We start from the raw sequence: 24,623 nt of genomic DNA, 5'->3' as shown, positions 1-24,623 counted from the left end.
TGGAGGGGCGAATTCCCCGCAAATCGCGCCAACGATTTTTCGTGACCTGGGGAAACGTGACAGGCCTCGCCGCGATGGCGCTTGCAAGGCTCGGAAAACTCGACGAAATGGATATGACTTCCGCAAATCGCTGCCAGCGCCCGCGTTTGGCGGCGCGCATCCGGCCGCTACGCCCGGCGGCGGTGTCCGGCGAGCGCGGCCAGCGACCGAATTCGGCGGCGGTACCGGGCGGCCGTGCCCGGCGGCGGCAGCAGCCGGATCCGCCGGCGCTCATCCAGCGGCCATGCCCGGTGGCGGCGCGCGCCTGGCGCGCCGCCACCGCAGCGGCTCGTGCTAGTAGATCAGCGACTCGACGGATGTGGCCACCGCGTACATGATGATGCGCAGCGCCACGTTGCCCACCACGAGGCACGCGAGCGCGCCCCACAGCATCCCGGCTGCCGAGCGCACGCCGGCCGCCTCGGCCGTCGTGGCACCCGCCGCAGCCCCGCCATCGGTGCCGGCCGCAGCCACCGCCGGGGCAGCGCCCGCGCCAGCAGCGCCCGCGCCCGCGCCGTCGTCGGCCTTGCGCAGCGCCAGCCACGCCAGCGCCGCCGGCGCCACGATGCCCAGCACCACGACGCCCGCCCAGAACTCAAGCGCCAGGCTGCCGGTCAGCAGCCGGCCGATGGAGCGGCTCTCCACCGGGAACGGCGCCAGGGCGATCCACGCCACATAGGCGAGCATCGTCACCACCGACGCGGCCACGCCGACCAGGGCCAGCTTGAGCGCCAGCGAGGCGTCGTCGCCCTCACCGCGCAGGCACACGACGGCGGCGCTCAGCACGAAGCCCAGGCCCAGGCCGGTGCCCAGGTACATCAGCGGCAGCGTGAAGCTGTCCCATGCCGGGCGCGCCGGCATCATGTAGGACGCGCCGGCCACCAGCGGCAGCACGACGCCGGCGATCAGCGCCAGCACGCCGAGCACCTTCGAGGCGCCGGGGTAGTCCTTGCGGGCCAGCACCGCGTACACCAGCGTCACCACGCCGGCGAAGCCCACGGCGAACAGCTCCTTGGACAGGCCCGAGGCCATGTTGCCCAGGATGTAGAAGGCGCGGTCGATGTGCCCCAGGTGCATCGCCGAGGCGCAGCCGCCCACGGCCAGCAGCACCAGCGCGCACACTGCCAGCGGGAAGCGCACCTTCTTGAACACGCCCTTGATCTCGCCTATCCCCAGAAACACCAAGGTTCCGCAGGAGGCGCCCAGCAGAACGCTGAACACCAGTAGGGGCCACTGCACTGCCATGGCTTACTCACCGCCCTTCCACTCGCACTTGTCCAGGCCGAAGGTCACCGAGGGCTTGTTGCCCACGTCGGTGAGCTTGTGGGTCTGCTTGCGTGCGATCATCTTGCTCACGTCGCTTTCGGGGTCGTCGGCGTCGCCGAAGAAGCGCGCCTGGCCCGGGCAGTGCCGCACGCAGGCCGGCGTCTTGCCGTCGTCCACCAGGTGCGCGCACAGGGTGCACTTCTCGATGACGCCCTTGTCCTTGGACTCGTCGTAGGTGCGCACGCCGTAGGGGCACGCCATCACGCAGTACTGGCAGCCGACGCACTTGGCGTGGTCGACCAGCACGATGCCGTCCTCGCGCTTGTAGCTGGCGCCGGTGGGGCACACGCTCACGCACTGGGGGTTCTCGCAGTGCTGGCACGCGACGGGCAGGTAGTACATCTCCAGGTCGGGGTAGGAGCCGGAGGGGCCGATGGTCAGCACCTTGCTGTAGAAGGTGCCGAGCCCGACGTTGTTCTCCTGCTTGCACACCACGGCGCAGGAGTGGCAGCCGATGCAGCTGTCCAGGTCGATGGCCATCGTGTAGCGGGTCATGTTACTTGCCTCCCTTCGCGGCGGCCACGGTGGGCATGGCCACGCCGTCGTCCTGGCCGTCCTGAGCCAGCTGCTCGCGGGTCAGCGGCAGGAAGATGCGCAGGTCCTCGGCCGTCATGCAGATGTTGTCGGGCGCGCCCTCCTCGGCCTTGTACACCTTGCACAGGCCGCCGAAGTTGTCGGTGCCCACGGCGGGGTCGTAGGGGCCGTTGTTCTCGAACAGGATGTTGCAGTTGGCGTCGAGCGCCCCGTGCAGGTCGTCGGTGGCGGCGCGCTCGGGGAACCACCAGTCGTGCTCGACGTGGATGGTGTCGGGCTTGATGGCCTCGGTCAGGTTCGCGCGCTGGCGGATGCGGTCGACGTAGGTCTCGATCCAGCACCAGTCGTCCTGCTCGATGCCCAGCTCGGCGGCGGTGGCGGGGTTGATGTCCATGGTGGGGAACATGTGCACCTCGCGCATCCACGGCGAGTTGCGGTACTCGGTGTGGAAGAAGGCGTGGCTGCGGCCGCCGGTGATGAGCGTGTAGGGGTACTCCTCGGTGAGGTCGGTGCGCGACACCTTGGTGATGGGCGGCTCGATGTACATGGGAAGCGGGCCGTTGCCGTACAGCAGCAGGTCCTCGCTCCACAGCTCCATCTTGCCGTTGTCCGACTGCGGATGCGCCGGGATCACCTTGCCGTCGGGCGTGGTGGTGCCGGGGAAGCGGTACACGCTGCCCATCTTGTTGCCGCGGTACATGGTGTTGAAGCCGGGGCGGAAGTCGCTCGTCTTGCGCATGAAGCCCGTCTCGTACTTCGGGGCGTTGCGCACGGTGGCCATCTCGACGCCGGTGACGCTGATGCGGTTGCGGAACTCCTCGAAGTTGGCGCACGACAGCTGCGGCGGCAGCGTCTCGGGGCCCTTCACCATGTAGTCGAAGAACTCGTACTTGTCCTTCCAGTACATGTCGACGTCCATGTACTTGGCGAACTCGAAGCAAATGTCCATGTCGTCCTTCGCCTCGCCGAGCGGCGCGTGGAAGGGCTGGCGGATGAGGTAGGTGTGGCTGGTGGGGTAGCCGTGGCCGGAATGGGCCCACTCCACGCGGTCGACCTCGTTGGGGTGCGCGGCGGGCAGGATGATGTCGGCCAGCTCGCCGGAGGGGGTCATGAAGATGTCGACGTTCACGAAGAAGTCCAGGTTCTTGAAGCCCTCGATGATCTCCTTGCCGCCCTCGATGGACAGGATCGGCTCGCTCGTCTGCTGCCAGTAGCCGTGGATCTGGAACGGCTCGCCCTTGGCCATGGCCTTGGTGGTCACGGCGCCGAAGCCGCCCTGCTGGCCGTAGATGACCTGGCCGCCGGAGTTCTGCGTCACCTCGCGCAGCTCGCCGGTGGCGTCGTCGGCCTGGAGGATGGGCTGGTAGCCGGTGTTCTGGCACACGGACAGCTTCTTGATGTTCATGGCCGTCTGCTTGCGGCGGGCGCCCATGCGGCCCTCCTTGTTCGGCACCACGTCGAACATGAAGGAGTCGTAGCCGGTGGCAGGCTCGCGGCCGATGTTCTGGCCGCCCTTGCTGTCGAAGTTGCCGGCCAGCGCCATCATGATGGTGAAGGCCTGGGAGATGCCGGAGGTGTTGATGGAGAACTCCACCTTCTGGCCGCGGGTGAAGCAGGCGTGCGGGCTCGCGTCGATGTAGATGGCGATGGCCTCGCGGATCTTGTCCTCGGGCAGCTCGCAGAACTCGGCGGCGCGCTCGACGGTCCACGGGGTGACGTGCTCGAGCAGGATGTCCCAGCTGGTGCGGTAGGTCTTGCCGTCGATCTCGCGGCCCTTCCCGTCGGGCGTGGTCAGCGCGGGCACGGCGTCGGGCACGATCTCGCCGGCCTCGTTGAGCCACTGGAAGGCGCGCGGGCCGCCCACGCCGGCGGTGTTCTGCCAGTCGCCGGACCAGTAGATGAGCTGGTCGTGGGCCTCGTCCCAGGCGGGGTACAGCTCGACGTTGCCGCCCTCGCGCATCATCGACTGGCGCAGCTGGTAGCCGGTGCCCTCCTCGTCGATGAAGAACGGCGCGTTGGTGTACTGGCGTGCGAAGTCGGTGGCACACTTCTCGGAGTGCATGATCTCGTTGATGAAGGCCAGCACGAGCGCCATGTCCGAGCCGGGGCGGATGGGCAGCCACAGGTCGGCCTTGGACGCGGTGCAGGTGAAGCGCGGGTCGACGCAGACCACCTTCGCGCCGCGCTCCTGCGCGCGCTTGACGGTGAGCCAGTCGTAGTAGCCGCGGCTGCGCTCCTGGCGGCACCAGATGATGATGGCGTCGGTGTTGTTGCCGTCCCAGCCGGTGTACTGGGTCTCATCGCCGTAGAGGCGCTGGCTGGTGAAGTAGCTGCCCACCCAGCACAGGTTGCCCACGCCGAAGGTGGCGGTGGAGCCCAGCTCCAGCCACAGCTTGTTGATGGCCTGGAACTGGAGCATGTCGCGGCCGGTGCCGTACTGGTGGGCGATGGTGTGCCAGCCGTACTCCTCGCCGATCTTGGTGAACTGCTCGGCGGCCTCCTGGTAGGCCTCCTCCCAGGTGATGCGCTTCCACTGGCCCGAGCCCTTCTCGCCCACGCGGCGCTGGGGATAGCGCACGCGGGTGGGGTTGTAGAGCTCCTGCGGGATGGCGAAGGCACGCCCGCACAGGGTGCCCTCGCTGAACAGGTCGGGGTTGCCCTCGATCTTGGTCAGGCGCCCGTTCTCGACGGTGCCGAAGAGCGCGCAGCGGCCGTAGCACTGGCGGCACGCGCTGGGGATGACCTTGACGTCGTCGGCGCCCGCGGTCGCGCCCGGCGCGTCGTCGGCGTAGGCCGGCGCCGCTCCCAGCAGCATGGCCGATGCCGAAGCCACGGCCGAGGCCTTGACGAAGTCGCGGCGGCTCAGCTTCAAAGACATGGTTCTCTCCTCCTCTGTGTGTATTCGATTCCCCCTGCCTCCTCGGCGTGCGGCGGGTGCCGCTGCAGGGCGGGTGCCGTGCGGCGGGCGATGCCGTGCGGCGGGTGCCGCGCCCCCGTCCGGACCGTGGGGCGCGCCCCGCAGCCATTCGCTGAGGAGCTTCCTCATAGTTACTTAGCTAGTAAATAATTAGCTATGCAACTATTGATGTTGGCAATAATACACACCAACAAGAGATTTGGCAACAAATCCGAGGAAATAGCTGCGTGAACTGGGGAGATAGAGGAGAGAGGGGGAAGGCGCGTCGCGCCGTACGTAAGTGTCCCCAAATGTGAGCGCCCCGGGTGTTTCACGTGAAACACCCGGGGCGGGCAGCGTGGCGGTTGACTAAAAGGGGAACGAATGTTTCACGTGAAACATTTTGTGCGCGTTTCGCGCAAGCGCGCTCGCGCGTGACGCGGTGGTCGGGCGCGGCGTACGAGCGTGGAGTGCGTGTGGTGCCGCGGGGGGCGGAGTGCGCGCGATGCCGCGCGGGGGCGGAGTGCGCGTGATGCTGCGGGGGGCGGAGTGCGCGTGATGCCGCACGGGCGCGTGTCGCGGCGCGGGCGCGGGCGCTAATCGTCAGAGTTGGCGGCGCGGGTGGCGTTGGCCTCCACTTGGGCGAGGACGTCGAAGAACACGTCGAGGTCCTCCTCGGAGATGCCCTCGGCCACCTGCTGCTGGCGTCGCGCCACGACGGGCTCGATCTCGGAGAGCAGGCGGCTGGCCTCGGCCGTGACCTCGACGATGTTGGCGCGGCGGTCCTTAGGGTCGGGCGTGCGCGTCACCAGCCCGCGCTGCACCAGGCGCTCGAGCGACCGCGCGACGGTGGCCTGCTCCTTCTTCAGCAGCTCGGCCAGGCTCTTCTGCGTCATGGCGCCGTGCTCTTCCAGCTGGTTGAGCGCGTTGTACTGGCCGGTGGTGATGCCGAAGGGCGCCAGGCACTGCTCGAGCGAGCGGGCGAGGGATCGCTGGGTGGAGTACACCTGGTACCCGATGAACTCGCGATGGCGGTGCTTCTCGACCATGGGGCCTTCCCTTCGACGTGGCAGCGTCCGCGCTGCGGTGAGCGCCCGGTGCTCGTCCCGCGCTGCGGCGAACCCGGGCACGTTCCTCATGCCGGCGTCCGCGCTGCGGCGCGTCGAGCGCGTGCCCTGCGCTGCGCTGTCGCCTTGCGCTGCGTGATGCGTTGCGGTCGGCGGCGGCCCCTCCCTGCGTCTCCGGCTGCTTGCGCGAGAAGGATACACCCGCCAGCGCCCCCGCACCCGCCAAGTTCGGCGAAGCTAACAGAAAAAGCCTCGGGAAGCCTGGTAGCGCCCGCGCGGGCGCCCGGCGACGCCCCAGGAAGCGCGCGTCGCCCCGAATTGGGACGCCTGCGCTGGCGCCGACAGAAACAAATGTTTCACGTGAAACATTCGCTGCGCCCAGAACGGGAGAAGCCGGGATCTCTAGGGGGTGAGATCCCGGCTTCTCCTGTGCTTCAGACCGATACCTATATTAGACTATAGCCAATATAAGTCAAGTACCAATTTCACCTTCTCCCTCGGCGGGGATGCATCCGCGCCCGTCGCTCCGCCCCGCCGCGGCTGCATCGCGCCGCGCGTCTCTGCCCCTGCGCGCAACACAACCTTCCCTCCCTAGAAAACTCCTGGAAACATTCGGCCTTTAGCTTGATAGACGGCAGTTGAGGGGGAGGTTCCCCAGGCCCGCGTGGTATCTTTTCCAGATACGCGTCCGCGGCGGGCACGGGGCCGCCCGGGACACGGAGACGAGTGAGGAGCGTACCCGAAATGGCCAGAGTCTCAGACATCTACGGATCCATGGTGTTCAACGAGCACACGATGCAGGAGCGCCTGCCCAAGGCTACCTACAAGCAGCTCATGCGCACCATCAAGGACGGCACGCCGCTCGACATCGACGTGGCCAACGTCGTCGCCCACGCCATGAAGGAGTGGGCCATCGAGAAGGGCGCCACCCACTACACCCACTGGTTCCAGCCCCTCACCGGCATCACCTCCGAGAAGCACGACAGCTTCATCGACCCCACCGACGACGGCCGCGCCATCATGACGTTCTCGGGCAAGGAGCTCATCCAGGGCGAGCCCGACGCGTCCAGCTTCCCCTCCGGCGGCCTGCGCGCCACCTTCGAGGCCCGCGGCTACACGGCGTGGGATCCCACCTCCTACGCCTTCATCAAGGACGAGGTGCTCTGCATCCCCACCGCCTTCTGCTCCTACACCGGCGAGGCGCTTGACAAGAAGACGCCGCTCCTGCGCTCGATGCGCGCCATCGAGAACCAGGCGCACCGCGTGCTCGAGCTGTTCGGCGAGGGCGCCGACCGCGTGGTCACCACGCTGGGCGCCGAGCAGGAGTACTTCCTCATCTCCGAGAAGGACTACGAGAAGCGCCTCGACCTCATGCTCACCGGCCGCACCCTGTTCGGCTACCCGCCGTGCAAGGGCCAGGAGCTCGAGGAGCACTACTTCGGCGCCATCCGCCCCACGGTCAACAACTTCATGAAGGAGCTCGACGACGAGCTGTGGAAGCTGGGCGTGTCGGCCAAGACCAAGCACAACGAGGTGGCCCCGGCCCAGCACGAGCTGGCGCCCATCTTCGCCGAGAGCAACCGCGCCATCGACGAGAACCTGCTCACCATGGAGGAGATGCGTCTTCTGGCCAGCCACTACGGCCTGGTGTGCCTCCAGCACGAGAAGCCGTTCGAGTCGATCAACGGCAGCGGCAAGCACAACAACTGGTCCATCGCCGCGGGTAAGAAGAACCTGCTCGACCCGGGCGAGAATCCCATGGAGAACCTGCGCTTCCTCGTGTTCCTCACCGGCGTCATCCAGGCCGTCGACGAGTACCAGGAGCTGCTGCGCATGTCGGCCGCCAGCGCGGGCAACGACCACCGCCTGGGCGCCAACGAGGCGCCGCCGGCCATCGTGTCCATCTTCCTGGGCGACGAGCTGGGCGCCGTCGTCGACGCGCTCATCGGCGACCACGACTACACCTCGGCCGACCGCGTGTCCATGGACCTGGGCGTCGACGTGCTGCCCAACTTCCTGAAGGACAACACCGACCGCAACCGCACGAGCCCCTTCGCCTTCACCGGCAACAAGTTCGAGTTCCGCATGCCCGGCAGCGCGCAGAACCTGTCAGACTGCAACATGATCCTCAACACCGCCATGGCCAAGTCGCTCAAGGAGTTCGCCGACGCCATGGAGGAGGTGCCGGCCGAGCAGTTCGAGGCGGCCGCCATCGACTACATCAAGCGCACGCTCACCGACCACCAGCGCATCATCTTCAACGGCGACGGCTACTCCGACGAGTGGCCGCTGGAGGCCGCCCGCCGCGGCCTGGCGAACAACCGCACCACGGCCGATGCGCTGCCGTGCCTGGTCGATCCCAAGTCCATCGCGCTGTTCGAGGAGTTCGGCGTCCTCACCGAGCCCGAGGTGCGCAGCCGCTACGAGGTCAAGCTCGAGAAGTACAACAAGATCATGAACATCGAGATCCGCACGATGAAGCGCCTCGTCCGCCGCGACTACCTGCCGGCCATCAACAGCTACGCGGCCGAGGTCGCGCGCAACATCTTCCAGGTGCGCGGCGTCATGGCCGACGCCGACCTGAGCCCGCAGGAGGCGCGCCTGCGCCAGCTGACCGATGGCGCGGCCCGTGTCAACACGCTGCTCGAGAAGCTGCACGAGCTGCACTACGCGTCGCTTGAGATAGCCGACCAGCAGGAGCGTGCCACCATGAACGCGCACCAGATCATCCCCGTCATGGACGACCTGCGCGAGGCCGTCGACGCCATGGAGATCATCGTCGCCCACGAGTACTGGCCGGTGCCCACCTACAACGAGATCCTGTTCTACGCGTAAGACGCGCGGCGAACGAGGAGGGGCCCCGGTGCCAGATGGCGCCGGGGCCCCTCTTGCGTTGGGGTGCGACGGACGCCCCGCCTACAGGTCACAGTTGGCGTGGGCGCCGGGGCAGGCGGCGCGGCGCACTATCCAGGTGAGCACGGCGGCCGCCAGCAGGGCGACGCCCACGGGCAGCAGCGTGGCCAGCAGCTCGGCCGGCGCGGGGACGTAGGCCGTGGCCAGCCCGAAGGTGGCGTCCCAGTCGAGGTAGCGCCCAGTCGAGATGGGGTAGGGCCCCGTGGTGTAGGGCGTCCCCGACAGCTGGAGGTACAGCGACGGCGCGTTGTACGCCGGGTACAGCAGCATCATCCGGTGGGCGAGGATGCCCGCCATGGTGAGCACGGCCGCCGTCACGCACCAGGGCCGGTTGCCCCTGCGGCCCACGGAGAACAGGATCACCATGGCCACGGCGGGAAGCACCAGCTCGCTCGCGTACAGCGGCGCGTAGGCGCCCAGCACAGCCAGCACGCCGCCGGCCTGCGGGGTGCCCTCGGCGGCCACCAGGGCCAGGTCGGCCAGGGCGAGCACCAGGTGCGCCGCGATGGCCCAGGCGCAGAAGCGCGCCAGCCACGGGACGGCTCCCGCGTCCTCGGCGGGGGCGGCGTGGTCGGCCCTGGGGGCCTCGGCCGCGCCCTCCTTCCGCAGCCGGCCGCTCGCGCACGCGATGAGCAGCATCAGCGCCGAGCCGCTGACGAAGGCCACGGCCAGGAAGTCCACCGGCATGATGGGCGTAGCCCACCAGCTGTGCGCGCTCTGCGTGGAGAACAGCAGCCCCTCCACCACCTGGAGCGCCACCGCGGCCACGCCGGCCAGCACCGCCCACAGCTGGGTGCGCGGCGACTGCCGGGCCATGGCCACCAGCTCGATGACGGCCAGCACGATGAACGCCGTCATGGCGATCATGTCCCAGGCCAGAGGCGAGCGCAGGTTCAGCCCCACGATCATGGCCAGGATGTTGCGCAGGGCGCCCAGGTCGGCCAGGATGGCCACGCCGGCGCCGGCCACGCAGGCGAGCCCCCACGTGGCGGCCGTGCGCGCCAGTGGCCGCAGGTCCTCGCGGCCGGTCAGCCAGATGGCGCTGGCCACCAGCTGCGAGCCGGCGCCGAAGCCCACCAGGAAGGCGAACATGGCTATCATGACGCCCCACAGGAAGATGTTGGTCATGCCCGAGTGGGCGAGCAGGCCCCCCGAGAGCTGGATGCCCCAGCCGACGGCGCCGGCGACCAGCAGCACGGCGCCCACGATGCCCACGATGCGCGTTGACTTCTCCATGGCCCTACGCCCCCTTCTCGTCGGCCGCGTCTTCCAGCGGGTTCACCTGCGACACCTCATGAGATGCCAGGTAGAAGACGTTGGGCTCGGTGTGGTACTCGTCGCCCAGGGTGAACGGCTCGCGGTCGGCGCCGTCCAGGTATGTCCGGATGGCCGAGTCGGCGTCGTCCATGTCGCCGAAGATGCGCGCGTTGCCCGGGCAGGCCGTGCAGCAGGCGGGGTCGAGGCCCTGGGAGGTCAGCTGGGCGCAGAAGGTACACTTCTCCATGACGCCCTCGGGGCGCTCGGGCGCGTACACCAGGTGGCCGTCGTCGCGGTACTCGCGCGGGTAGCCGTAGGCGTAGACGGTGTCGTCCAGCCCCGCCATCTGGGCGGGCTTGCCCCAGTTGTACTGGCGCACGCCGTAGGGGCAGGCGCTCGCGCACATGCGGCACCCGATGCAGCGCTCGTAGTCGACGAGCACGGTGCCGGTGTCGGCGTCCACGTAGGATGCCTGGGTGGGGCATGCCGTGACGCAGGGGGCGTTAGTGCAGTGCTGGCAGCTGATGGGGACGAACTCCATGCGCAGCTGGTCGTCCACCTTCACGGCCACGTCGTATTCCGGGGTGCCGCTGGTGAAGACGCGGTTCCACCAGATGCCCTGCGGCTGGGCGTTGAAGTTCTTGCAGACCACCGCGCAGGTGCGGCACCCGATGCAGCGGTCGGGGTCGATCGCCATGGCGTATCGCATGACCTTACGCCTCCTTCCCGTACTCGATGGGCGACGCCGCGCCGGCGCCATCTCCCAGGATGCTCTTGCCGGTGTCGGTCACCACCTGGGGCCGCCCGCCCTCGCACAGGCGCACGTTGCAGGCCGTCTCGTTCCACGCCATGTTGGGCGACCAGACGCTCACCAGGTAGTACACCTCGTTGGTGGGGTTGATCCACGGCCAGATGAGCGAGTTGTAGCTGGTGCCGTTGTCGTAGTGCGACCACCAGCCCTGGTCGAAGATGCACTGGGTCGGATAGACGCCCGGATCCTCGACGAGCTGGCCCTGCACGGTGCCGCGGCTGTTGTAGACCTCCACCCAGTCGCCGTTCTTGAGGTTGCGCTCGGCGGCGGTGGCGGGGTTGAGCCACACCTTGGGCGTGTTGTCCTGCATTTCCAGCATGAACGGGTCGTTCACGTAGGTGGCGTGGACGCGGAAGGCGCTGTTGCGCGTGGTGTAGCCGAGCGGGTAGAGCTCGCGCGCGGCGGGGTCGGCGGCGTACTCGGTGTCCTCGAAGGGCGGCTTGTAGCGGGGGAGCTGCTCGTCGAGCTCCAGGAAGACGTCCTCGTCGCGGTAGAACTCGATGCGGCCGGACCGCACGAACTTGGACGTGACGTCCAGGGGGTTGGGGCGCGACACGGTGGGGAAGGGGATGCGCTCGTTGACCTGCTCCCAGAAGGGGATGCGCTTCTCGCCGGGGTTGGCGTGGGCCAGCTTGCCCGGGCCCTCGCGTAGCATCTCGGGGGTGAGGTGGTTGATGGTGGGGCCGCCCTCGCGCAGCAGCAGGGCCAGCACCTCGTCGGCCTTGGCCTCCGAGTCCTCGGGGGCGAACCGCGGCCAGACGGCCTCCTTGGCCGGGTCGATGCGGTCGGCCAGCTCGGTGAGGATCCATATCTCCTCGCGCGCCTGGCCCGGCGGGTCGACCACGCGCTGCTGGAGCTGCACCCAGGGATGCAGCGGCGTGGTGGTGAGCTCGGTCTTCTCGTACCAGCTGGCGCAGGGCAGCGCCACGGTCGCCTCGGCCACGGTGAGGGTGCGCTGGAAGTCCAGGCACACGAGGCACTCGATGTCGTTGCTGGCCAGGGCCTCGCGCAGCCAGTTGGCCACGTTGTGCTGCTCGAGCGGGTTGCCCCAGCCCACGACGAGGGCCTTGAAGCCGTCCTTGGGGTAGGTGGCCTTCATGAGCGGCGTGGGGCCGTTCACCGCGTAGTGGAAGGGGCACGATGCCTTGACGGCGTCGGGCGGCACCATCCAGCTGGCGGTGTTGAAGCGCGTCTTGTACTGGCCGACGTAGGTGGATATGCCGCCGCCGAGCTGGCCGATGTTGCCCGTCAGGCACGCCACCAGCGCGCAGGCGCGGCCCTTCAGGTCGCCGTGGTACCACTGCTGGGTGCCGCCGCCGAAGATGATGTGCATCGGCTTCACCGTGGCGGCCTCGCGGGCGATGCGGACGATGTCGTCGGCGTCGATGCCGCAGATCTCGGCCGCGGCCTCGGGGGTGTAGTCGGCCAGCCGCTCGACCAGGAGCTGGAAGCCGGTCTTGGCCTGGACGGTGGTGCCGTCCTTGAGGGGCACGTCGTAGGTGCCGGTGAGCGCGAAGCTGTTGTCGGGCAGCTCGAGCGGCGTGACGGCCGCGAGCGCCCCGGCGGCCTCGTCGAAGGCGACGAAGCTCGACCGGTAGTCGGGGATGCCGGGCGTGGCGGAGAGCCCGGCCACGTCGTCGGCCAGGATGCGCTTGCCGGTTTCCCCGTTGATGAGCAGGGGGGAATCGGTGTAGGTGGCCATGAAGTGGGCGTCGTAGAGGTTCTCGTCGATGATGACCTTGGCCATGGCCAGCGCGAAGGCGCCGTCGGAGTCCGGCGCGATGCGCACCCACTCGTCGGCCTTCTCGGCCGAGGCCGAGTAGTTCGGGTCGAAGTAGATGACCTTGCCGCCGGCTTCCTGGGAATAGGTGAGGAAGTGGGCGTCGGGCATGCGCGTGACCATGATGTTCGAGCCGAAGATGAGCGTCAGGCGCGAGTCCTCCCAGCAGTAGGACTCCAGTTCCTCGCTCTGGCAGCCGAAGGTCTCGGGCCAGAACATGGGCAGGTCGCCGTTGAGCTCGTAGCCGCCGATGACCGACCAGCCGAAGGTGTTGGCGATGCGCACCAGCGCGCCCTTCTGGATGTGGCCGGTGCCCTGCACCTGGTAGATGACGCCGACGGAGTTGGGGCCGTACTTGTCCATGATGGCGCGTAGCCGGCCGGCGGCGTCGTCGAGCGCGGTGTCCCAGTCGGCCTCGACCTGGTTGCCGGCCTCGTCGCGGATGAGAGGCGTGGTCAGCCGGTCGGGCCCGTGCTGGATGGTGTTGAAGGAGAGCCCCTTCAGGCATCCGCGCGGGTTGTAGTGCTCGTAGGGGTAGTCGGCGGCCTGGCGCACGAGGCGCACCTGGCCGTCCTCGGCCCACGCCTCGATGCCGCAGGCGCCGGTGCAGTTGGGGGAGCAGGTGGTGCGCACCCAGCTGCCCCCGAGGGGCTCGGCCGGCGTGAGCGCGTCGGCCGGCTGCGCGCCTGCGGCGACGCCCAGCCCGACGGCCGCGCCGCCGGCTGCCACCGCCGTGGTGGCCACGAAGGTACGCCTGCTGATATCGGGAAGTTCCATAGGGCCTCGCCTTCTCGCGTCCGAACAGGGGGATTCTCCCATTCTGGCCACGTTTTCCCTGGCCACAGACGAGTTTGGCGCAGTTGTAAGGCGTTCGACGAGAATTTGGAAGGCGGTTGATACCACACGTGCCCGGCAGCACGCGGGGGAGGGAGAGCGGGCGTGCCCCCTATCGCAGCTCGGCGAGCTCGCCGGGGGCGGCGTTGGCCACGGGGTGCTCGAGGGCCTCGTAGAGCTCGCGGGGCGTCATGGCCACCAGGTAGTTGCAGAAGGCCTTCAGCCCGTAGGGCAGCGCGCCGGCGCGGAACTTGCCCGCCATCACCAGCTCGCAGTGGGGCCACGCCTCTATCTGGAACGCCAGCTGCTCGTCGATGGCGCGGTGCTGGTAGTCGGTCAGCGTCTCGACGAGGTTGTGCTGGCGGGCGCGCACGAAGTACGGCTCGGCGGCGGCGTACTCGGTGCTGCCGGCGGCGCTGTTGAACAGCGTGCGGAATCGCGCCATGTCGCGCGTGGTTATCATGTGCCCCTCGAACCACGTCAGGTCGCGCCCGATGCGGAAGATCCCGTTAGCGTGGCACTGCTCGGCGATCCAAGTGACCACGGCGTTCTTGTCGCTGAAGTTGTGGTAGAAGTTCGACCGGCTCACGCCCGACTCGCGCACGATGTCCTCGATGCGCACCCGCGCGAAGGGCATGGCGGCGCACAGCCGATCCATCGCCTCGGCCACGCGCAGCTTGGTGAGGTACGAGCGCGAGTACACCCGCTGGTCCTGATCGGCCCGACTTGCCATAGATCCCCCTCAATGCTAGGCGTCCAACTCCCAGAACACGGCGAAATCATAGTACGATCGTCATCAGACGTCCAATCGTGCGAGCCGAAACCCCCGCCTTAGTTCCCAACGTGGAACAAAGCCCCTTCTCCGCTCCTTGAGGAGGCAGCCGCTCGCCGCCTATCTTGACCCTGTCATCGAGAAGGTCATCGCCTGGGGCCCCGCGAGGGGCCGCGAGATGAGGGGGTTGCCATGGGATCGAGCGAGGCAGGTCGGAAGACGGGCGAGGAGCTCTCGCCCCGCCGCTGGGTCGCGGTGGCCTGCATCGGCCTCATGCACGCGGCGCTCATGGGCGTGCTCATGGTGCCCGGCGCCTACGCCGACACCTTCATCGGCGGCTGGGGCGTGTCCCAGGAGATGTTCGTCCAGCTCACCATGATCGGCTTCCTCACGGGCGCGGTGTTCTCCATCCCCATGGGGATGCTGGCCGACCGCTTCGGCGTCACCCGCGTGCTCGGCGCCGGCATGGTCATCTCGCTCGTCGCGTCGCTGGCGCGCGTGTTCTGCACCAGCTACTGGCCGCTCTACGCGAGCTGCTTCGTCATGGGCATCGGCTTGGCCGGGCTCAACTCCAACTCCGTCAAGTTCCTGCGCGCCTGGTTCGGCACGCGCCAGCTTACCACCGCCATGACGCTCTACGTGTCGGGTGCCGGCATCGGCGTGACCGCGGCCATGGGCATCGCGGCCGAGGTGCCCAGCGTGCACACGGCGTTCGTAGGCGCGTCGGCGGCCTTCGCCGTGGCCTGCGTGGTGTGGTTCGCGCTGGCCCGCATGCCCCGGGGCGCCGCGGTCGAGCGCGACGACTACAGCCTGGCCGCCGTGCGCGCCGTCCTCAAGAACCGCACGCTCCTGCTGGTCAGCGCGGCCATGGTGTTCTCCATGGCGTCGATGGCCGCCTATTCCGGCAACGTCCCCATGGGCCTGGCGGGCAAGGGGCTCGACCCCGCCACCGCGGCCGCGTGGGCGTCGCTCATCAACCTGTTCGGCATGCCGTCGAACTGGATAGCCGGCCCCATCGCCGACAAGCTGCGCCGCATCAAGCCGGTCATGGCCGTGTCGGCCTTCGGCGGGTCGGCCCTGCTCATCACGGCGTGGTCGCTGCCCGTGGGCCCGTGGTCGCTGCCGCTGTTCCTGGCCGGCGCCATCGTGGTGTGGGGCAACGTCGCCCTCATCAAGGGCTCGGTCGGCATGATCCCCGACATCGAGCCGCGCTACCTGGGCACGGCCGGCGGCATCCAGACGTTCTTCCAGAACCTGGCGGCGTTCGTCATCCCGTCGTTCGTGTTCGTGCCGCTGTCGGGCGGCAGCATGCCCGCCTACTTCGTCCTGTGCGGCGTGTCGGTCATCATCGCCGGCGCAATCATGATGATCGCTCCCGAGCTCGGTCTGGCCGGGAAGGTTCATAGGGCGCGCGACAGCCGCGCCGATCAGAGCAGCCGATAGCGCGGGCCCGCCCGCGCGGAAAGGAGGGGAAGTCCCACCATGACCAAGGAAGAGAAGAGAGCCGAGGTCGTCCAGACGGGCCGGGCGTGGATCGTGGCCTGCGTGGCCATCATCGCGTCCATCCTGATCTCGGTCAACTGCAACAAGCTCCCGGCCACCATGTCGCTGGTGATCCCGGCGCTGGGGATCGACACCGGCATGGCCGCCAACATCATGTCGCTCAACGGCTACGTCGGCCTCATCATGACGTTCGTCGTGGCCGCCATCATCATGCGGTTCGGCGCCCGGCGCGCCACCACCCTCGTGCTGGCGTGCGCCGTGGTCGGCGCCGTCATCAGCGCGCTGGCCACCGACGTGCTGGTGCTGGTCATCGGCCGCCTCATCGAGGGCGTCGGCTATGCCTGCATCGGGTCGGTGGTGCCGGTCATCATCTCCGAGTGGTTCCCGCCCTCCAAGCGCGGCGTCCCCATGGGCCTGTTCAGCGTGTGGGTGCCGCTGGGGTCGATGTTCATCATGGGCACGTCCGGCTTCTTCTTCAACGTGGGCGACCCGCAGAGCTACCACGCGGTGTTCTGGTTCGTCGTGGTGCTGCTGGTGGTGGTCACCGTGGCCTGGGTGGCCGCCGTGCGTGACCCCAAGGTGTCCTACCTGGAGGAGGCCGACCCCTCCGCCCCCAAGCCCAAGATGTCCGAGGGCTTCAAGAGCCTGTCCTGCTGGATATCCATGGTGGCCTTCGCCGCGTTCTCGCTGGGCACGGCGTGCGTCATGAACTTCGAGACCCTGTTCATGGTGCAGACCATGGGCATGGACCAGCTCCAGGCCAACGCCATGATGAACGTCGCCAACATCGCCGTGGTGGTGGGCGGCATCGCCATCGGCGTGGTGATGAACCTGGTACACGGCAACCTGCAGCGCCTGATCATCCTGGTGGTGGCGTCGGTGGTGCTCGGCGTGTCGTTCTCGATGGCCTACAGCATCGGCGAGGCCATGCTCGTGCCGTGGCTCATCGTGTTCGGCCTGTCCAACGGCGTGGTGCCGGCCGTCTTCTTCACCATGGTGGCCGAGATAGCCCCGCGCCCCGAGCTGGCGGGCATCTCCTCCTCGCTCATGAGCTGCGGCCAGTGCGTCGGCGGCATCCTGTTCGGCCTGGTGGGCGTCATCGTCTCGAGCGCCGGCTGGGGCGCCTGCACGGGGCTGCTCACCGGCGTGGGCGCGGTGCTCGTCGTGGGCGCGGTGGCGCTCCTGGCGGTCATCAAGGCCCGCGACGCCAAGCGCGCCTAGGCCGCCCCGCCCGGCCGGCGCCCGCCGCGAAGCCCGCGCGTCGGCCGGCTCTCAACTCAGCCATTCCCAATCCGTTCCGATAGCAAGCAACCGAGGAAAGAGAGGAAGCAGATGGAATTCAAGAACGATCTCGGAAAGCCGTGGAAGTTCCAGGACGGGGACTTCACCGTGATCCGCTCGTCGGTGTGGTCGCCTCCGGGGTGCCATCCGGTGGGGTGTGGCATCAAGCTCTACGTCGACAAGGACGGCCGCCTCGACCACGTCGAGGGCGACGAGAACGACCCGATCACCCACGGCCGCCTGTGCCCGCGGTGCGTGGCGCTCAAGGACTACATCTACAACCCCACGCGCGTGATCTACCCCCAGAAGCGCGCCCGCGACCAGCGCGGCAACGCGGAGGCCTGGGAGCGCTGCACCTGGGATGAGGCGCTCGACCTCATCATGGACAACTGGCGCCGCCTCACCGATGAGTACGGCCGCGAGACGCTGGCCATCTTCGTGGGCACCGGCCGCGACGGCATGCTGTCCCAGGACTTCCAGCTGTCCATCTTCCGCACGCCCAACCTGGCCTACACCCAGTCCGGCTACGCCTGCTACCAGCCGCGCATGATGTCGTCGCAGATGGTGCTCGGCGCGCTCTACCCCGAGCTGGACTACGCCGGCGGCCTGGAGGGCGGCTACGACGACCCCGAGTACTGCGTGCCCGAGCTCATGATCCTGTGGGGCAAGATGCCGCTGGCGTCCAACCCCGACGGCTTCTTCGGCCACGCGGTCATCGACCTGATGAAGCGCGGCGCCAAGCTCGTGACCATCGATCCGCGCGTCAACTGGCTGGCCACCCGCTCCGTCATCCAGCTGCGCCTGCGCAACGGCACCGACGCGGCGCTGGCCATGGCCATGTGCAACATCATCATCTCCGAGGATCTCTACGACCACGAGTTTGTGGAGAAGTGGACCTACGGCTTCGACGAGTTCAAGGAGCGCGTGGCCTACATGAAGCCCGAGGACGCGGCCCGCATCTGCGAGATCCCCGTCGAGGACATCTACACCGTGGCCCGCATGTACGCCGCGGCGCACCCCGCCTCCATCGCCTGGGGCCTGGCCTTCGACCAGAACACCAACGGCATGCAGGCCGGCCAGTGCGTGCTCGCCATGATCTGCATGTGCGGCAACCTGGACGTGCCGGGCGGCAACATCGTGGCCGACCTGTCCATGCCCGAGGACCTCACGGGCGACGCGGCCGCCGGCCAGTCGGCGCACAACACCGACACCCGCGCCTTCATCACCGAGGGCTGGTACCAGATGACCGACGAGGAGCGCGACCGCTGCATCGGCATGGACAAGTACCCGCTCTACTGCAACCAGATCACCGGCGCTCAGGCCGACTGCGTGCTCGACACGCTCGAGACCGACGAGCCGTACCCCATCCGCATGGCGTGGATCGCCAACACCAACCTGCTGGCGCCCACCAACTCCGCCGAGCCCACCCGCTGGCACGCCGCCTTCCAGCGCTCCATCGACTTCGCCTTCGGCACCGACTGCTTCATCACGCCGACCATCCAGGCGGTCTGCGACGTGTTCCTGCCGCTTTCCACCGTGGCCGAGCATGACGGCGTCAACCGCACCCACTACGGCGCGGCGTCCATCACCACCGGCTGCGGCAACAAGGCCATCACGGTGGGCGAGGCCAAGTCCGACCTGGAGATCTACTGCATGCTCGCCAAGCGCATGGCCGAGATGTTCCCGGATGACCCCAAGGCCCGCTTCGCCTACGAGAAGTACCCCGACTACCACGACTACCTGGAGAAGAATCGCCTGGAGGGCCGCCACGCCTTCAACGAGGTGCGCGAGCTGGTCAAGTTCAAGCGCAAGGTGTACTACAAGAAGTACGAGACCGGCAAGCTGCGCCCCGACGGCCAGCCCGGGTTCCTCACCCCGACCGGCCGCGTGGAGCTGTGGTCGTCGGCCTTCGCCAACAACGGCATGGACCCGCTGCCCTACTACTACGAGCCCGACCTGTCGCCGCGCATCCCCGAGAAGACCGCCGAGGACCTGGAGCTCAAGCGCAACCCGCTCGTCCCCGAGGAGCTCGACGCCCAGTGGCACGAGCGCGATCTGCCGCACGAGGAGATCATCGAAAAGTACCCGTTCATCATGTCCACGGGGCACCGCCGCTACTCGTCGTTCCACAGCGAGCACCGTCAGGTGGCCATCCTGCGCGAGATCGACCCGAACCCGATGATCGAGATCAACCCCAAGGACGCCGAGCGCATCGGCGTGTCCGACGGCCAGTGGTGCGAGATCTCCAACATGTTCGGCAGCGCCAAGTTCAAGGCCCGCGTCATGCCCACCGTGCACGAGGGCCACGTCGAGGTCGACCACGGCTGGTGGTTCCCCGAGCAGGACGGCAGCGAGCCCAGCCTGTTCGGCGTGTGGCAGTCCAACTGCAACGACCTCATCCCCGAGCATCACAACAACGCCCTCGGCCTGGGCGCGCCCTACAAGAGCGCCTGCTGCAACGTGGTGCCCCTGAAGGAAAGCTACGACGTCGACATGGAGGCGTTCGGCGAGAGATTCGGAAAGTTGGTGTAGATCATGCCCCAGTACGGACTGCTTATCGATTACGAGTTCTGCACGGGCTGCCAGTCGTGCGAGGTCAGCTGCAAGGAGGAGCACCACTTCCCCGTGGGCAAGTGGGGGATCCGCGTCCTGGACGACGGCCCCTGGCAGAAGGACGACGCCAAGGACGAGGGGAGCTGCTTCAACTGGAACAAGATCCCCGTGCCCACCGATCTGTGCGACCTGTGCGCCGACCGCCTGGCCGCCGGCCGCGAGCCCATCTGCATGCACAACTGCCTGGCTGACGTGATCCGCTTCGGCACCATCGAGGAGATGGCCGCCGAGCTGGCCCGCAAGCCTAAGCAGGTGCTCTGGGCTCCCTGCGAGTAGGAAAGGACGCGCGCCCCGCGGCCCCCCGGCCGTGGGGCGCGCTTGTCTTGGGGCCGAACTCCGGCGGCGGGGCGGTTTCTGCAAATCCGGACGGTTTTGCACTCTGGCTGCGCCGCTGCGAGCGGGACGGGGCTGCCGTCGGGGGCAAAACCCCTGGTCGGCTTTTGGTCTTTGCTGTCCGGGCTTCGCTGCGAGGGGTTTGTCGGGTGCAAAACCGTCCGAATTTGCAGCGGAGGGGCGTTTTTCTCAGGTAGGACGTTTGTTGGAGGAGGTGGGCCATGCCGCGCTGCTTCGCGTGCATCCACTGCGGGAAGTGCGGGCCGCCGGCGTCCGACGCCAAGGTGCGCCCCGCCGGCTACTGCGCGTTCTGCGGCACCCAGAACAAGGCGGAAGACCGTCGCTGCGCCACCTGCGGCAAGCCCCTCCCGCCGCCCCCGGGGAGGTGCGCCTAGGGGGGCTACGCGCTTCCGCCCTCCCTCGTTTGCGCGTCGGGTGCGCGCGTGCCGGGGGGGCGTCCGCGCGGTACCATCGCTCTCCCCAGCGGGCGGAAGCTCCTGCCTACGCGGCCGTCCTACGCGCGGGGCAGGCGGACGGTGAACGTGGTGCGGGCCGTCTCCGTCCCGGGCTCGGGGATGCTGGCGGCGGCTATGGCGCCGCCGTGGTCGCGGGCTATCTCGCGGGCGATGGCGAGCCCGAGGCCCCAGCCGCCGGCTGCCGGCTGCCCGTCGTCGGGCGCGTCCGCGCGGGTGCGCGCCGCGTCCACGCGGAAGAAGCGGTCGAACACGTGCGCCAGGTCCTCCGGCGCGATGAGCGGCCCGCGGTTCGCCACCGCCAGCACCGCCTCGCGGCCCTCCGCGGCCAGCCGCACCTCCACCGTCGAGCCCTCCTCGGCGTACTTGCACGCGTTGTCGACGAGGACGCCCACCAGCCGCTCGAGCCGCGCGGCGTCGCCCTCCACGCGCAGTGCCGGCGCCAGGTCGCATTCGATGGCGACGCCGCGGTCGAGCGCCACCGAGTCGAACTGGAGCGCCTCGCCTTCCACCAGGTCGGTCAGGTCGACCGGCGCGAACCCGGCGCGCAGCGCCGCCGGGTCGGGCATCCGTGCCAGGTCGAGCAGGTCGCCCACGAGCCCCTGCATGCGCCGCGCCTCGGTCTCGGTGCCGGCCAGCCACTGCTCCTGGGACGCCACCGTCTCGCCGGGGCGCCCGCGCACGATGGCCAGGTTCGCCAGGATCACCGTGAGCGGCGTCTTCAGCTCGTGGGACGCGTCGGCGACGAAGCGCTGCTGCTGGCTCCAGGCGCGCTCGATCGGCCGCAGCGCCCAGCGCGCGAACAGGATGCTCACGGCCAGGAAGGCCAGCAGCGCGCCGGCGCCCACCCCGGCCAGGGTCAGGGCGAGGCTCTGCCACGACGACGCGGCGCCCTGGTCGGCGAAGGCCACCAGCGTGCCGTCGACGGTGCGCCGCTTGGCGTAGAACAGCCCGGGATCGGGCAGGTAGCCCTGAGATTCCTCGCCGGTCAGAACGGCGTCGAGCACGTTGGGCAGCAGCTCGGGCGCCACCGAGGCGGTGGTGAGCCGGCCCACCGCCGCCACCGTGCCGGTGGGGTCGATGCGGTAGACGGCCACGGGCATGAGCCCCTGCCCGTCGCCGCGGCCGATCTCCGGCGGCTGGGGCGCCTCGCCCTGGTCGCCGCCCTCGGCGGGCGCCTCCCCGGCGTCCGGCTCGCCGTCCCACCCGGCGTCGTCCGGGGCCTTGCCGCCGAACGGACCGCGGCGGTCGGGGATGAGCGCCGACCCGCCGAAGGGGTAGTCGCCGTGGCGCCCGGCGTCCATCGACGCGGCCACGCTCAGCGTCTGGCGCAGCTCGCCGTACACGTCGTCGACGCTCTGCCGGTAGTCCAGGTACCCGATGGCGAAGAGCGCCATCACCAGGGCCAGCGTGACCACCGTCATGGAAAGCGCCACGAACTTCACCCGCAGGCGCCGCAACATGGGGAAGGGCGCGCCGTTCGCCTTCCGCCTATCGCGCCCGCCCGCCGTCACGAGCCCGCCTTCTCCGCATCGCCGTCGGCCAGCAGGCGATACCCGGCACCGCGGATCGTCTCTATCTGCGCGGCCGACCCCAGGTGCCGCAGCTTCTTGCGCAGGAACGACACGTAGGCCTCGACGTTGTTGTCGCCGGCGTTCGACCCGGCGTCCCAGGCGCGCTCGATGAGCGTGTCCTTCGAAAGCACCTGGCCCACGTTGCCCAGGAACAGCCGCATGAGCGCGAACTCCTTGGCCGACAGGTGCAGCGTCTTGCCGCCGCAGGCCAGGTCCATTGACTCCAGGTCGAGGGCCAGATCGCCGGCGGCCAGCCGCTCGAACACCACGTCGCCCTGTCGGCGCGTGAGCGCGCGCAGGTGCGCCATCAGCTCGGCGGGGGAGAACGGCTTGGTCATATAGTCGTCGGCGCCCGCGTCCAGGCCGGTGATCTTGTCGGCGGTGGCGTCGCGCGCCGTCAGCAGCAGGATGGGCGTGCTCACCGCCGCGCGGCGCAGGGCCCGCGCCACGCTGAACCCGTCGCGCCCCGGCAGCATCACGTCCAGAACGATCACGTCGTAGAGCCCGCTCTCGCCCCAGGTCACGCCCGCGTTTCCGTCATGCACGACGTCCACGTCGTAGCCGTTGTCCTCCAGGATGCGCGCGAGCGCGGCGGCCAGGCTGGCGTCGTCTTCCACGATGAGTATGCGCACGGGGCCTCCTGTCGCGCGGGGCGTCGGCGTCCGGGCCGCCTGCGCGGGGGCGCCCAGCTCTCGGATGACCCCATTGTAGCGGGCCGGCTGAAAACTTCCTGAAAGGGAACGGCGGGCGTTTCAGGAAGTTTTCAGCGGCCTTCCGTAGGATGCGGCGCGGTGTTCCCCGACACCCGCTGCGGCGTGCCCCGTTCGTCTGACGGGGCCGCGTCGCGCGAGCCGCCGCGTCGCTCGCGTCTGGCCGGCGCGGCGGCATCCCCTCCCGTCCGGCGGGGCCCTTCCGCCCCGCCGGCCCCTGACCGCCCGACCGATCCGTCCCGAGAGGAGGCCCCATGCCCGGCTATGCCGAGGTGTTCCAGCGTATCGAGAAGAAGTACCGCGTCGACGCCGCCCAGCGCGCGCTGCTGGAGGCCGGCCTGGGCGCGGCCCTGGCGCCCGACGCCTACGGGCGCTCGCGTGTGACGAGCCTGTACCTGGACACGCCGGATCGCGCGCTCATCGACCGCTCGCTCGAGAAGCCGACCTACAAGGAGAAGCTGCGCCTGCGCGCCTACGGCCCCGAGGCCGGCGCCGCCCTGGCCGCCGCCTTCGCGCCGGGCGCCGCGCCCGCCGCGCCCCGTCCCGCCGCCGCGCCCTCGTCCCCCGACCCCGCGGCGGCATCCTCCACCCCGGTGTTCCTCGAGATCAAGAAGAAGCTCCGCGGCGTCGTCTACAAGCGGCGCGTCGCGCTGTCGCTGGGTGCCGCCGTCGCCTACCTGGGCGGCGCGCCCTACGGGGACGCCTGCGCGGCGCACCCGCTGGCCGACCCGACGCTCCAGGCGCGGTCGCTCTCGCCGCGCAGCCGCCAGATCGCCCGCGAGCTGGACGCCGCGCTCGCGCGCCACGGCCGCCTCGTGCCGTCCATGGCCATCGCCTGCGAGCGCGTGGCCTGGGCGCCCGCCGACCCGGACGCGCCCGCCGCGGCCGGCCTGCGCGTCACCTTCGACGATCGCCTGGCCTTCCTCGACCTGATGGCCCCCGCGCTCTCCTGGCGTCCCGTCATCCCGCCGGCCGACGCCGTCATGGAGGTCAAGAGCGTCGGCCCCTACCCGCGCTGGCTCGCCGACCTCCTCGCGCAGGCCCGCGCCTACCCGGCGTCGTTCTCCAAGTACGGCACCGCCTACCGCCTGGTCACCCCACCCCTGAAAGGAGGCCGCTGTGCTTGATGCGGCGTTCACCTCTATCTTCGGCACGGCCGACTCGCTCGTGTCGGCCGTCTCCGCCGGCGAGTTCCTCGTCTGCTGCCTGGCGTCCATCGTGCTGGGCATGGCCTGCGCGGGCGTCTACATGTTCCGCCACAGCTACTCGAAGAACTTCGTCGTCACGCTGGCCTTGCTGCCGCTCATCGTCCAGATGGTCATCACGCTGGTCAACGGCAACCTGGGCGCGGGCATCGCGGTCATGGGCGTGTTCAACCTCGTGCGGTTCCGCTCCATCCCCGGCAGCGCGAAGGACATCGGCAGCGTGTTTCTGGCCATGGCCGTCGGCCTGGCCACGGGCATGGGCTACCTGGGGCTGGCGGTCGTCTTCACGGTCATCGTGGCGGTGGTGAACCTCCTGTTCGTACTCACGCCCTTCGGACGCCCGCGCGAGCCGGGCAAGACCCTCAAGGTCACTATCCCCGAAGACCTGGAATACGACGGCGTGTTCGACGAGGTGCTCGGCCGCTACGCGGCGGAATGCGAGCTCGTGGAGGTGCAGACCACCAACATGGGCAGCCTCTTCCAGCTCCAGTACCAGCTGCGGATGCGCGAGCCGGGGCTCGAGAAGGCGCTCATCGACGATCTGCGCTGCCTCAACGGCAACCTCAAGATCTCGCTCGGCCGCACGCCCCAGGCGCGCGAGTCGCTCTAGTCGCGCCGCGCGGCGGCCACAGCATCTTGTGGTCCAGAAAGAAAATGCATCCACATATATATAAGTAAGAGTCTGCGCGAATAAACGCGCAT

General features: G+C 69.0%; 18 protein-coding genes. 8 read left to right on the top strand and 10 right to left on the bottom strand.

The genetic code is table 11. The features are described 5' to 3' along the window. Positions 1–333: 333 nt before the first annotated feature. The 4 genes from LPT13_RS00245 to LPT13_RS00230 all read right to left on the bottom strand — a co-directional run bounded on the left by LPT13_RS00245 (position 334) and on the right by LPT13_RS00230 (position 5,844). The gene (locus tag LPT13_RS00245) at positions 334–1,284 is read right to left on the bottom strand and encodes a dimethyl sulfoxide reductase anchor subunit family protein (RefSeq protein WP_242162370.1); all 951 of its coding nucleotides are present in this window, start codon (positions 1,282–1,284) and stop codon (positions 334–336) included. Positions 1,285–1,287: 3 nt separating this feature from the next. Continuing rightward, entirely contained in the window at positions 1,288–1,860 is a 573-nt protein-coding gene (locus LPT13_RS00240) for a 4Fe-4S dicluster domain-containing protein (RefSeq protein WP_242162369.1), read from the bottom strand. A 1-nt stretch (position 1,861) separates the two neighbouring features. Further along, positions 1,862–4,777: a molybdopterin-containing oxidoreductase family protein gene (locus LPT13_RS00235; RefSeq protein ID WP_242162367.1), complete on the bottom strand. Its 2,916-nt coding sequence runs from the start codon at positions 4,775–4,777 to the stop codon at positions 1,862–1,864. Positions 4,778–5,391: 614 nt separating this feature from the next. After that, complete coding sequence (locus tag LPT13_RS00230) at positions 5,392–5,844, bottom strand: MarR family winged helix-turn-helix transcriptional regulator (RefSeq protein WP_242162365.1); 453 nt, start codon at positions 5,842–5,844, stop codon at positions 5,392–5,394. A gap of 762 nt (positions 5,845–6,606) precedes the next feature. Between LPT13_RS00230 and LPT13_RS00225 the strand changes: the two genes are divergently transcribed. Continuing rightward, positions 6,607–8,697 carry a glutamine synthetase III family protein gene (locus LPT13_RS00225; protein ID WP_242162363.1) on the top strand — a complete coding sequence of 697 codons (2,091 nt, stop codon included), beginning with the start codon at positions 6,607–6,609 and terminating at the stop codon, positions 8,695–8,697. Between the two features lie 81 nt (positions 8,698–8,778). Here the strand turns inward: LPT13_RS00225 and nrfD are convergent, their stop codons facing one another. The 4 genes from nrfD to LPT13_RS00205 all read right to left on the bottom strand — a co-directional run bounded on the left by nrfD (position 8,779) and on the right by LPT13_RS00205 (position 14,190). Then, complete coding sequence (nrfD, locus tag LPT13_RS00220; RefSeq protein WP_242162360.1) at positions 8,779–10,011, bottom strand: NrfD/PsrC family molybdoenzyme membrane anchor subunit; 1,233 nt, start codon at positions 10,009–10,011, stop codon at positions 8,779–8,781. A gap of 4 nt (positions 10,012–10,015) precedes the next feature. Then, on the bottom strand, positions 10,016–10,741 hold the full coding sequence (locus LPT13_RS00215; RefSeq protein WP_242162358.1) for a 4Fe-4S dicluster domain-containing protein: 726 nt from the start codon (positions 10,739–10,741) through the stop codon (positions 10,016–10,018). A gap of 4 nt (positions 10,742–10,745) precedes the next feature. Then, positions 10,746–13,400 (bottom strand): molybdopterin-dependent oxidoreductase, encoded by a 2,655-nt coding sequence (locus LPT13_RS00210; protein ID WP_242162356.1) that lies wholly within the window; start codon positions 13,398–13,400, stop codon positions 10,746–10,748. Between the two features lie 169 nt (positions 13,401–13,569). After that, on the bottom strand, positions 13,570–14,190 hold the full coding sequence (locus LPT13_RS00205; RefSeq protein ID WP_242162354.1) for a TetR/AcrR family transcriptional regulator: 621 nt from the start codon (positions 14,188–14,190) through the stop codon (positions 13,570–13,572). Between the two features lie 231 nt (positions 14,191–14,421). On the opposite strand from LPT13_RS00205, the gene LPT13_RS00200 reads away from it, so the two are divergent. The 5 genes from LPT13_RS00200 (at position 14,422) to LPT13_RS00180 (ending at position 20,354) form a co-directional block, all read left to right on the top strand. Next, the gene (locus LPT13_RS00200; RefSeq protein ID WP_242162352.1) at positions 14,422–15,672 is read left to right on the top strand and encodes an MFS transporter; all 1,251 of its coding nucleotides are present in this window, start codon (positions 14,422–14,424) and stop codon (positions 15,670–15,672) included. Between the two features lie 39 nt (positions 15,673–15,711). Further along, positions 15,712–16,953 carry an MFS transporter gene (locus LPT13_RS00195; protein WP_242162350.1) on the top strand — a complete coding sequence of 414 codons (1,242 nt, stop codon included), beginning with the start codon at positions 15,712–15,714 and terminating at the stop codon, positions 16,951–16,953. A gap of 111 nt (positions 16,954–17,064) precedes the next feature. Next, positions 17,065–19,545: a molybdopterin dinucleotide binding domain-containing protein gene (locus LPT13_RS00190; RefSeq protein WP_242162348.1), complete on the top strand. Its 2,481-nt coding sequence runs from the start codon at positions 17,065–17,067 to the stop codon at positions 19,543–19,545. Positions 19,546–19,548: 3 nt separating this feature from the next. After that, positions 19,549–19,902: an oxidoreductase gene (locus LPT13_RS00185; RefSeq protein ID WP_242162346.1), complete on the top strand. Its 354-nt coding sequence runs from the start codon at positions 19,549–19,551 to the stop codon at positions 19,900–19,902. Positions 19,903–20,180: 278 nt separating this feature from the next. Next, the gene (locus LPT13_RS00180; protein WP_242162344.1) at positions 20,181–20,354 is read left to right on the top strand and encodes a hypothetical protein; all 174 of its coding nucleotides are present in this window, start codon (positions 20,181–20,183) and stop codon (positions 20,352–20,354) included. Between the two features lie 119 nt (positions 20,355–20,473). Here LPT13_RS00180 and LPT13_RS00175 read toward each other — a convergent pair whose 3' ends face one another. Both LPT13_RS00175 and LPT13_RS00170 read right to left on the bottom strand, forming a co-directional pair. Then, on the bottom strand, positions 20,474–21,895 hold the full coding sequence (locus LPT13_RS00175) for a sensor histidine kinase (protein ID WP_242162342.1): 1,422 nt from the start codon (positions 21,893–21,895) through the stop codon (positions 20,474–20,476). Between the two features lie 47 nt (positions 21,896–21,942). Further along, positions 21,943–22,638, bottom strand: a complete 696-nt coding sequence (locus LPT13_RS00170; RefSeq protein WP_242162339.1) for a response regulator transcription factor — start codon at positions 22,636–22,638, stop codon at positions 21,943–21,945. A gap of 332 nt (positions 22,639–22,970) precedes the next feature. Here LPT13_RS00170 and LPT13_RS00165 point away from each other — a divergent pair, with 332 nt between their 5' ends. Next, positions 22,971–23,843: a polyphosphate polymerase domain-containing protein gene (locus LPT13_RS00165; RefSeq protein WP_242162337.1), complete on the top strand. Its 873-nt coding sequence runs from the start codon at positions 22,971–22,973 to the stop codon at positions 23,841–23,843. Beyond that, positions 23,836–24,531: a DUF4956 domain-containing protein gene (locus LPT13_RS00160; RefSeq protein ID WP_242162335.1), complete on the top strand. Its 696-nt coding sequence runs from the start codon at positions 23,836–23,838 to the stop codon at positions 24,529–24,531. Before LPT13_RS00165 ends, LPT13_RS00160 begins: the two co-directional genes overlap by 8 nt. Positions 24,532–24,623 lie beyond the last annotated feature (92 nt).

Origin of the sequence: Adlercreutzia faecimuris, from assembly GCF_022669055.1 — a bacterium.
Lineage (GTDB): Bacteria > Actinomycetota > Coriobacteriia > Coriobacteriales > Eggerthellaceae > Enterorhabdus > Enterorhabdus faecimuris.
Note: the sequence above shows the minus strand (reverse complement) of the source record. Positions and strands in the feature narration are given on the sequence as shown.

Excerpts from the sequence above, each read along its gene's own strand:
- LPT13_RS00210 (WP_242162356.1), bottom strand. The coding sequence starts at position 13,400 with ATGGAACTTCCCGATATCAGCAGGCGTACCTTCGTGGCCACCACGGCG.
- LPT13_RS00195 (WP_242162350.1), top strand. The coding sequence starts at position 15,712 with ATGACCAAGGAAGAGAAGAGAGCCGAGGTCGTCCAGACGGGCCGGGCG.
- LPT13_RS00175 (WP_242162342.1), bottom strand. The coding sequence starts at position 21,895 with ATGTTGCGGCGCCTGCGGGTGAAGTTCGTGGCGCTTTCCATGACGGTG.
- LPT13_RS00200 (WP_242162352.1), top strand. The coding sequence starts at position 14,422 with ATGGGATCGAGCGAGGCAGGTCGGAAGACGGGCGAGGAGCTCTCGCCC.
- LPT13_RS00225 (WP_242162363.1), top strand. The coding sequence starts at position 6,607 with ATGGCCAGAGTCTCAGACATCTACGGATCCATGGTGTTCAACGAGCAC.
- LPT13_RS00245 (WP_242162370.1), bottom strand. The coding sequence starts at position 1,284 with ATGGCAGTGCAGTGGCCCCTACTGGTGTTCAGCGTTCTGCTGGGCGCC.
- LPT13_RS00185 (WP_242162346.1), top strand. The coding sequence starts at position 19,549 with ATGCCCCAGTACGGACTGCTTATCGATTACGAGTTCTGCACGGGCTGC.
- LPT13_RS00165 (WP_242162337.1), top strand. The coding sequence starts at position 22,971 with ATGCCCGGCTATGCCGAGGTGTTCCAGCGTATCGAGAAGAAGTACCGC.
- LPT13_RS00240 (WP_242162369.1), bottom strand. The coding sequence starts at position 1,860 with ATGACCCGCTACACGATGGCCATCGACCTGGACAGCTGCATCGGCTGC.
- LPT13_RS00215 (WP_242162358.1), bottom strand. The coding sequence starts at position 10,741 with ATGCGATACGCCATGGCGATCGACCCCGACCGCTGCATCGGGTGCCGC.
- LPT13_RS00235 (WP_242162367.1), bottom strand. The coding sequence starts at position 4,777 with ATGTCTTTGAAGCTGAGCCGCCGCGACTTCGTCAAGGCCTCGGCCGTG.
- LPT13_RS00230 (WP_242162365.1), bottom strand. The coding sequence starts at position 5,844 with ATGGTCGAGAAGCACCGCCATCGCGAGTTCATCGGGTACCAGGTGTAC.
- LPT13_RS00205 (WP_242162354.1), bottom strand. The coding sequence starts at position 14,190 with ATGGCAAGTCGGGCCGATCAGGACCAGCGGGTGTACTCGCGCTCGTAC.
- LPT13_RS00180 (WP_242162344.1), top strand. The coding sequence starts at position 20,181 with ATGCCGCGCTGCTTCGCGTGCATCCACTGCGGGAAGTGCGGGCCGCCG.
- LPT13_RS00190 (WP_242162348.1), top strand. The coding sequence starts at position 17,065 with ATGGAATTCAAGAACGATCTCGGAAAGCCGTGGAAGTTCCAGGACGGG.
- nrfD (WP_242162360.1), bottom strand. The coding sequence starts at position 10,011 with ATGGAGAAGTCAACGCGCATCGTGGGCATCGTGGGCGCCGTGCTGCTG.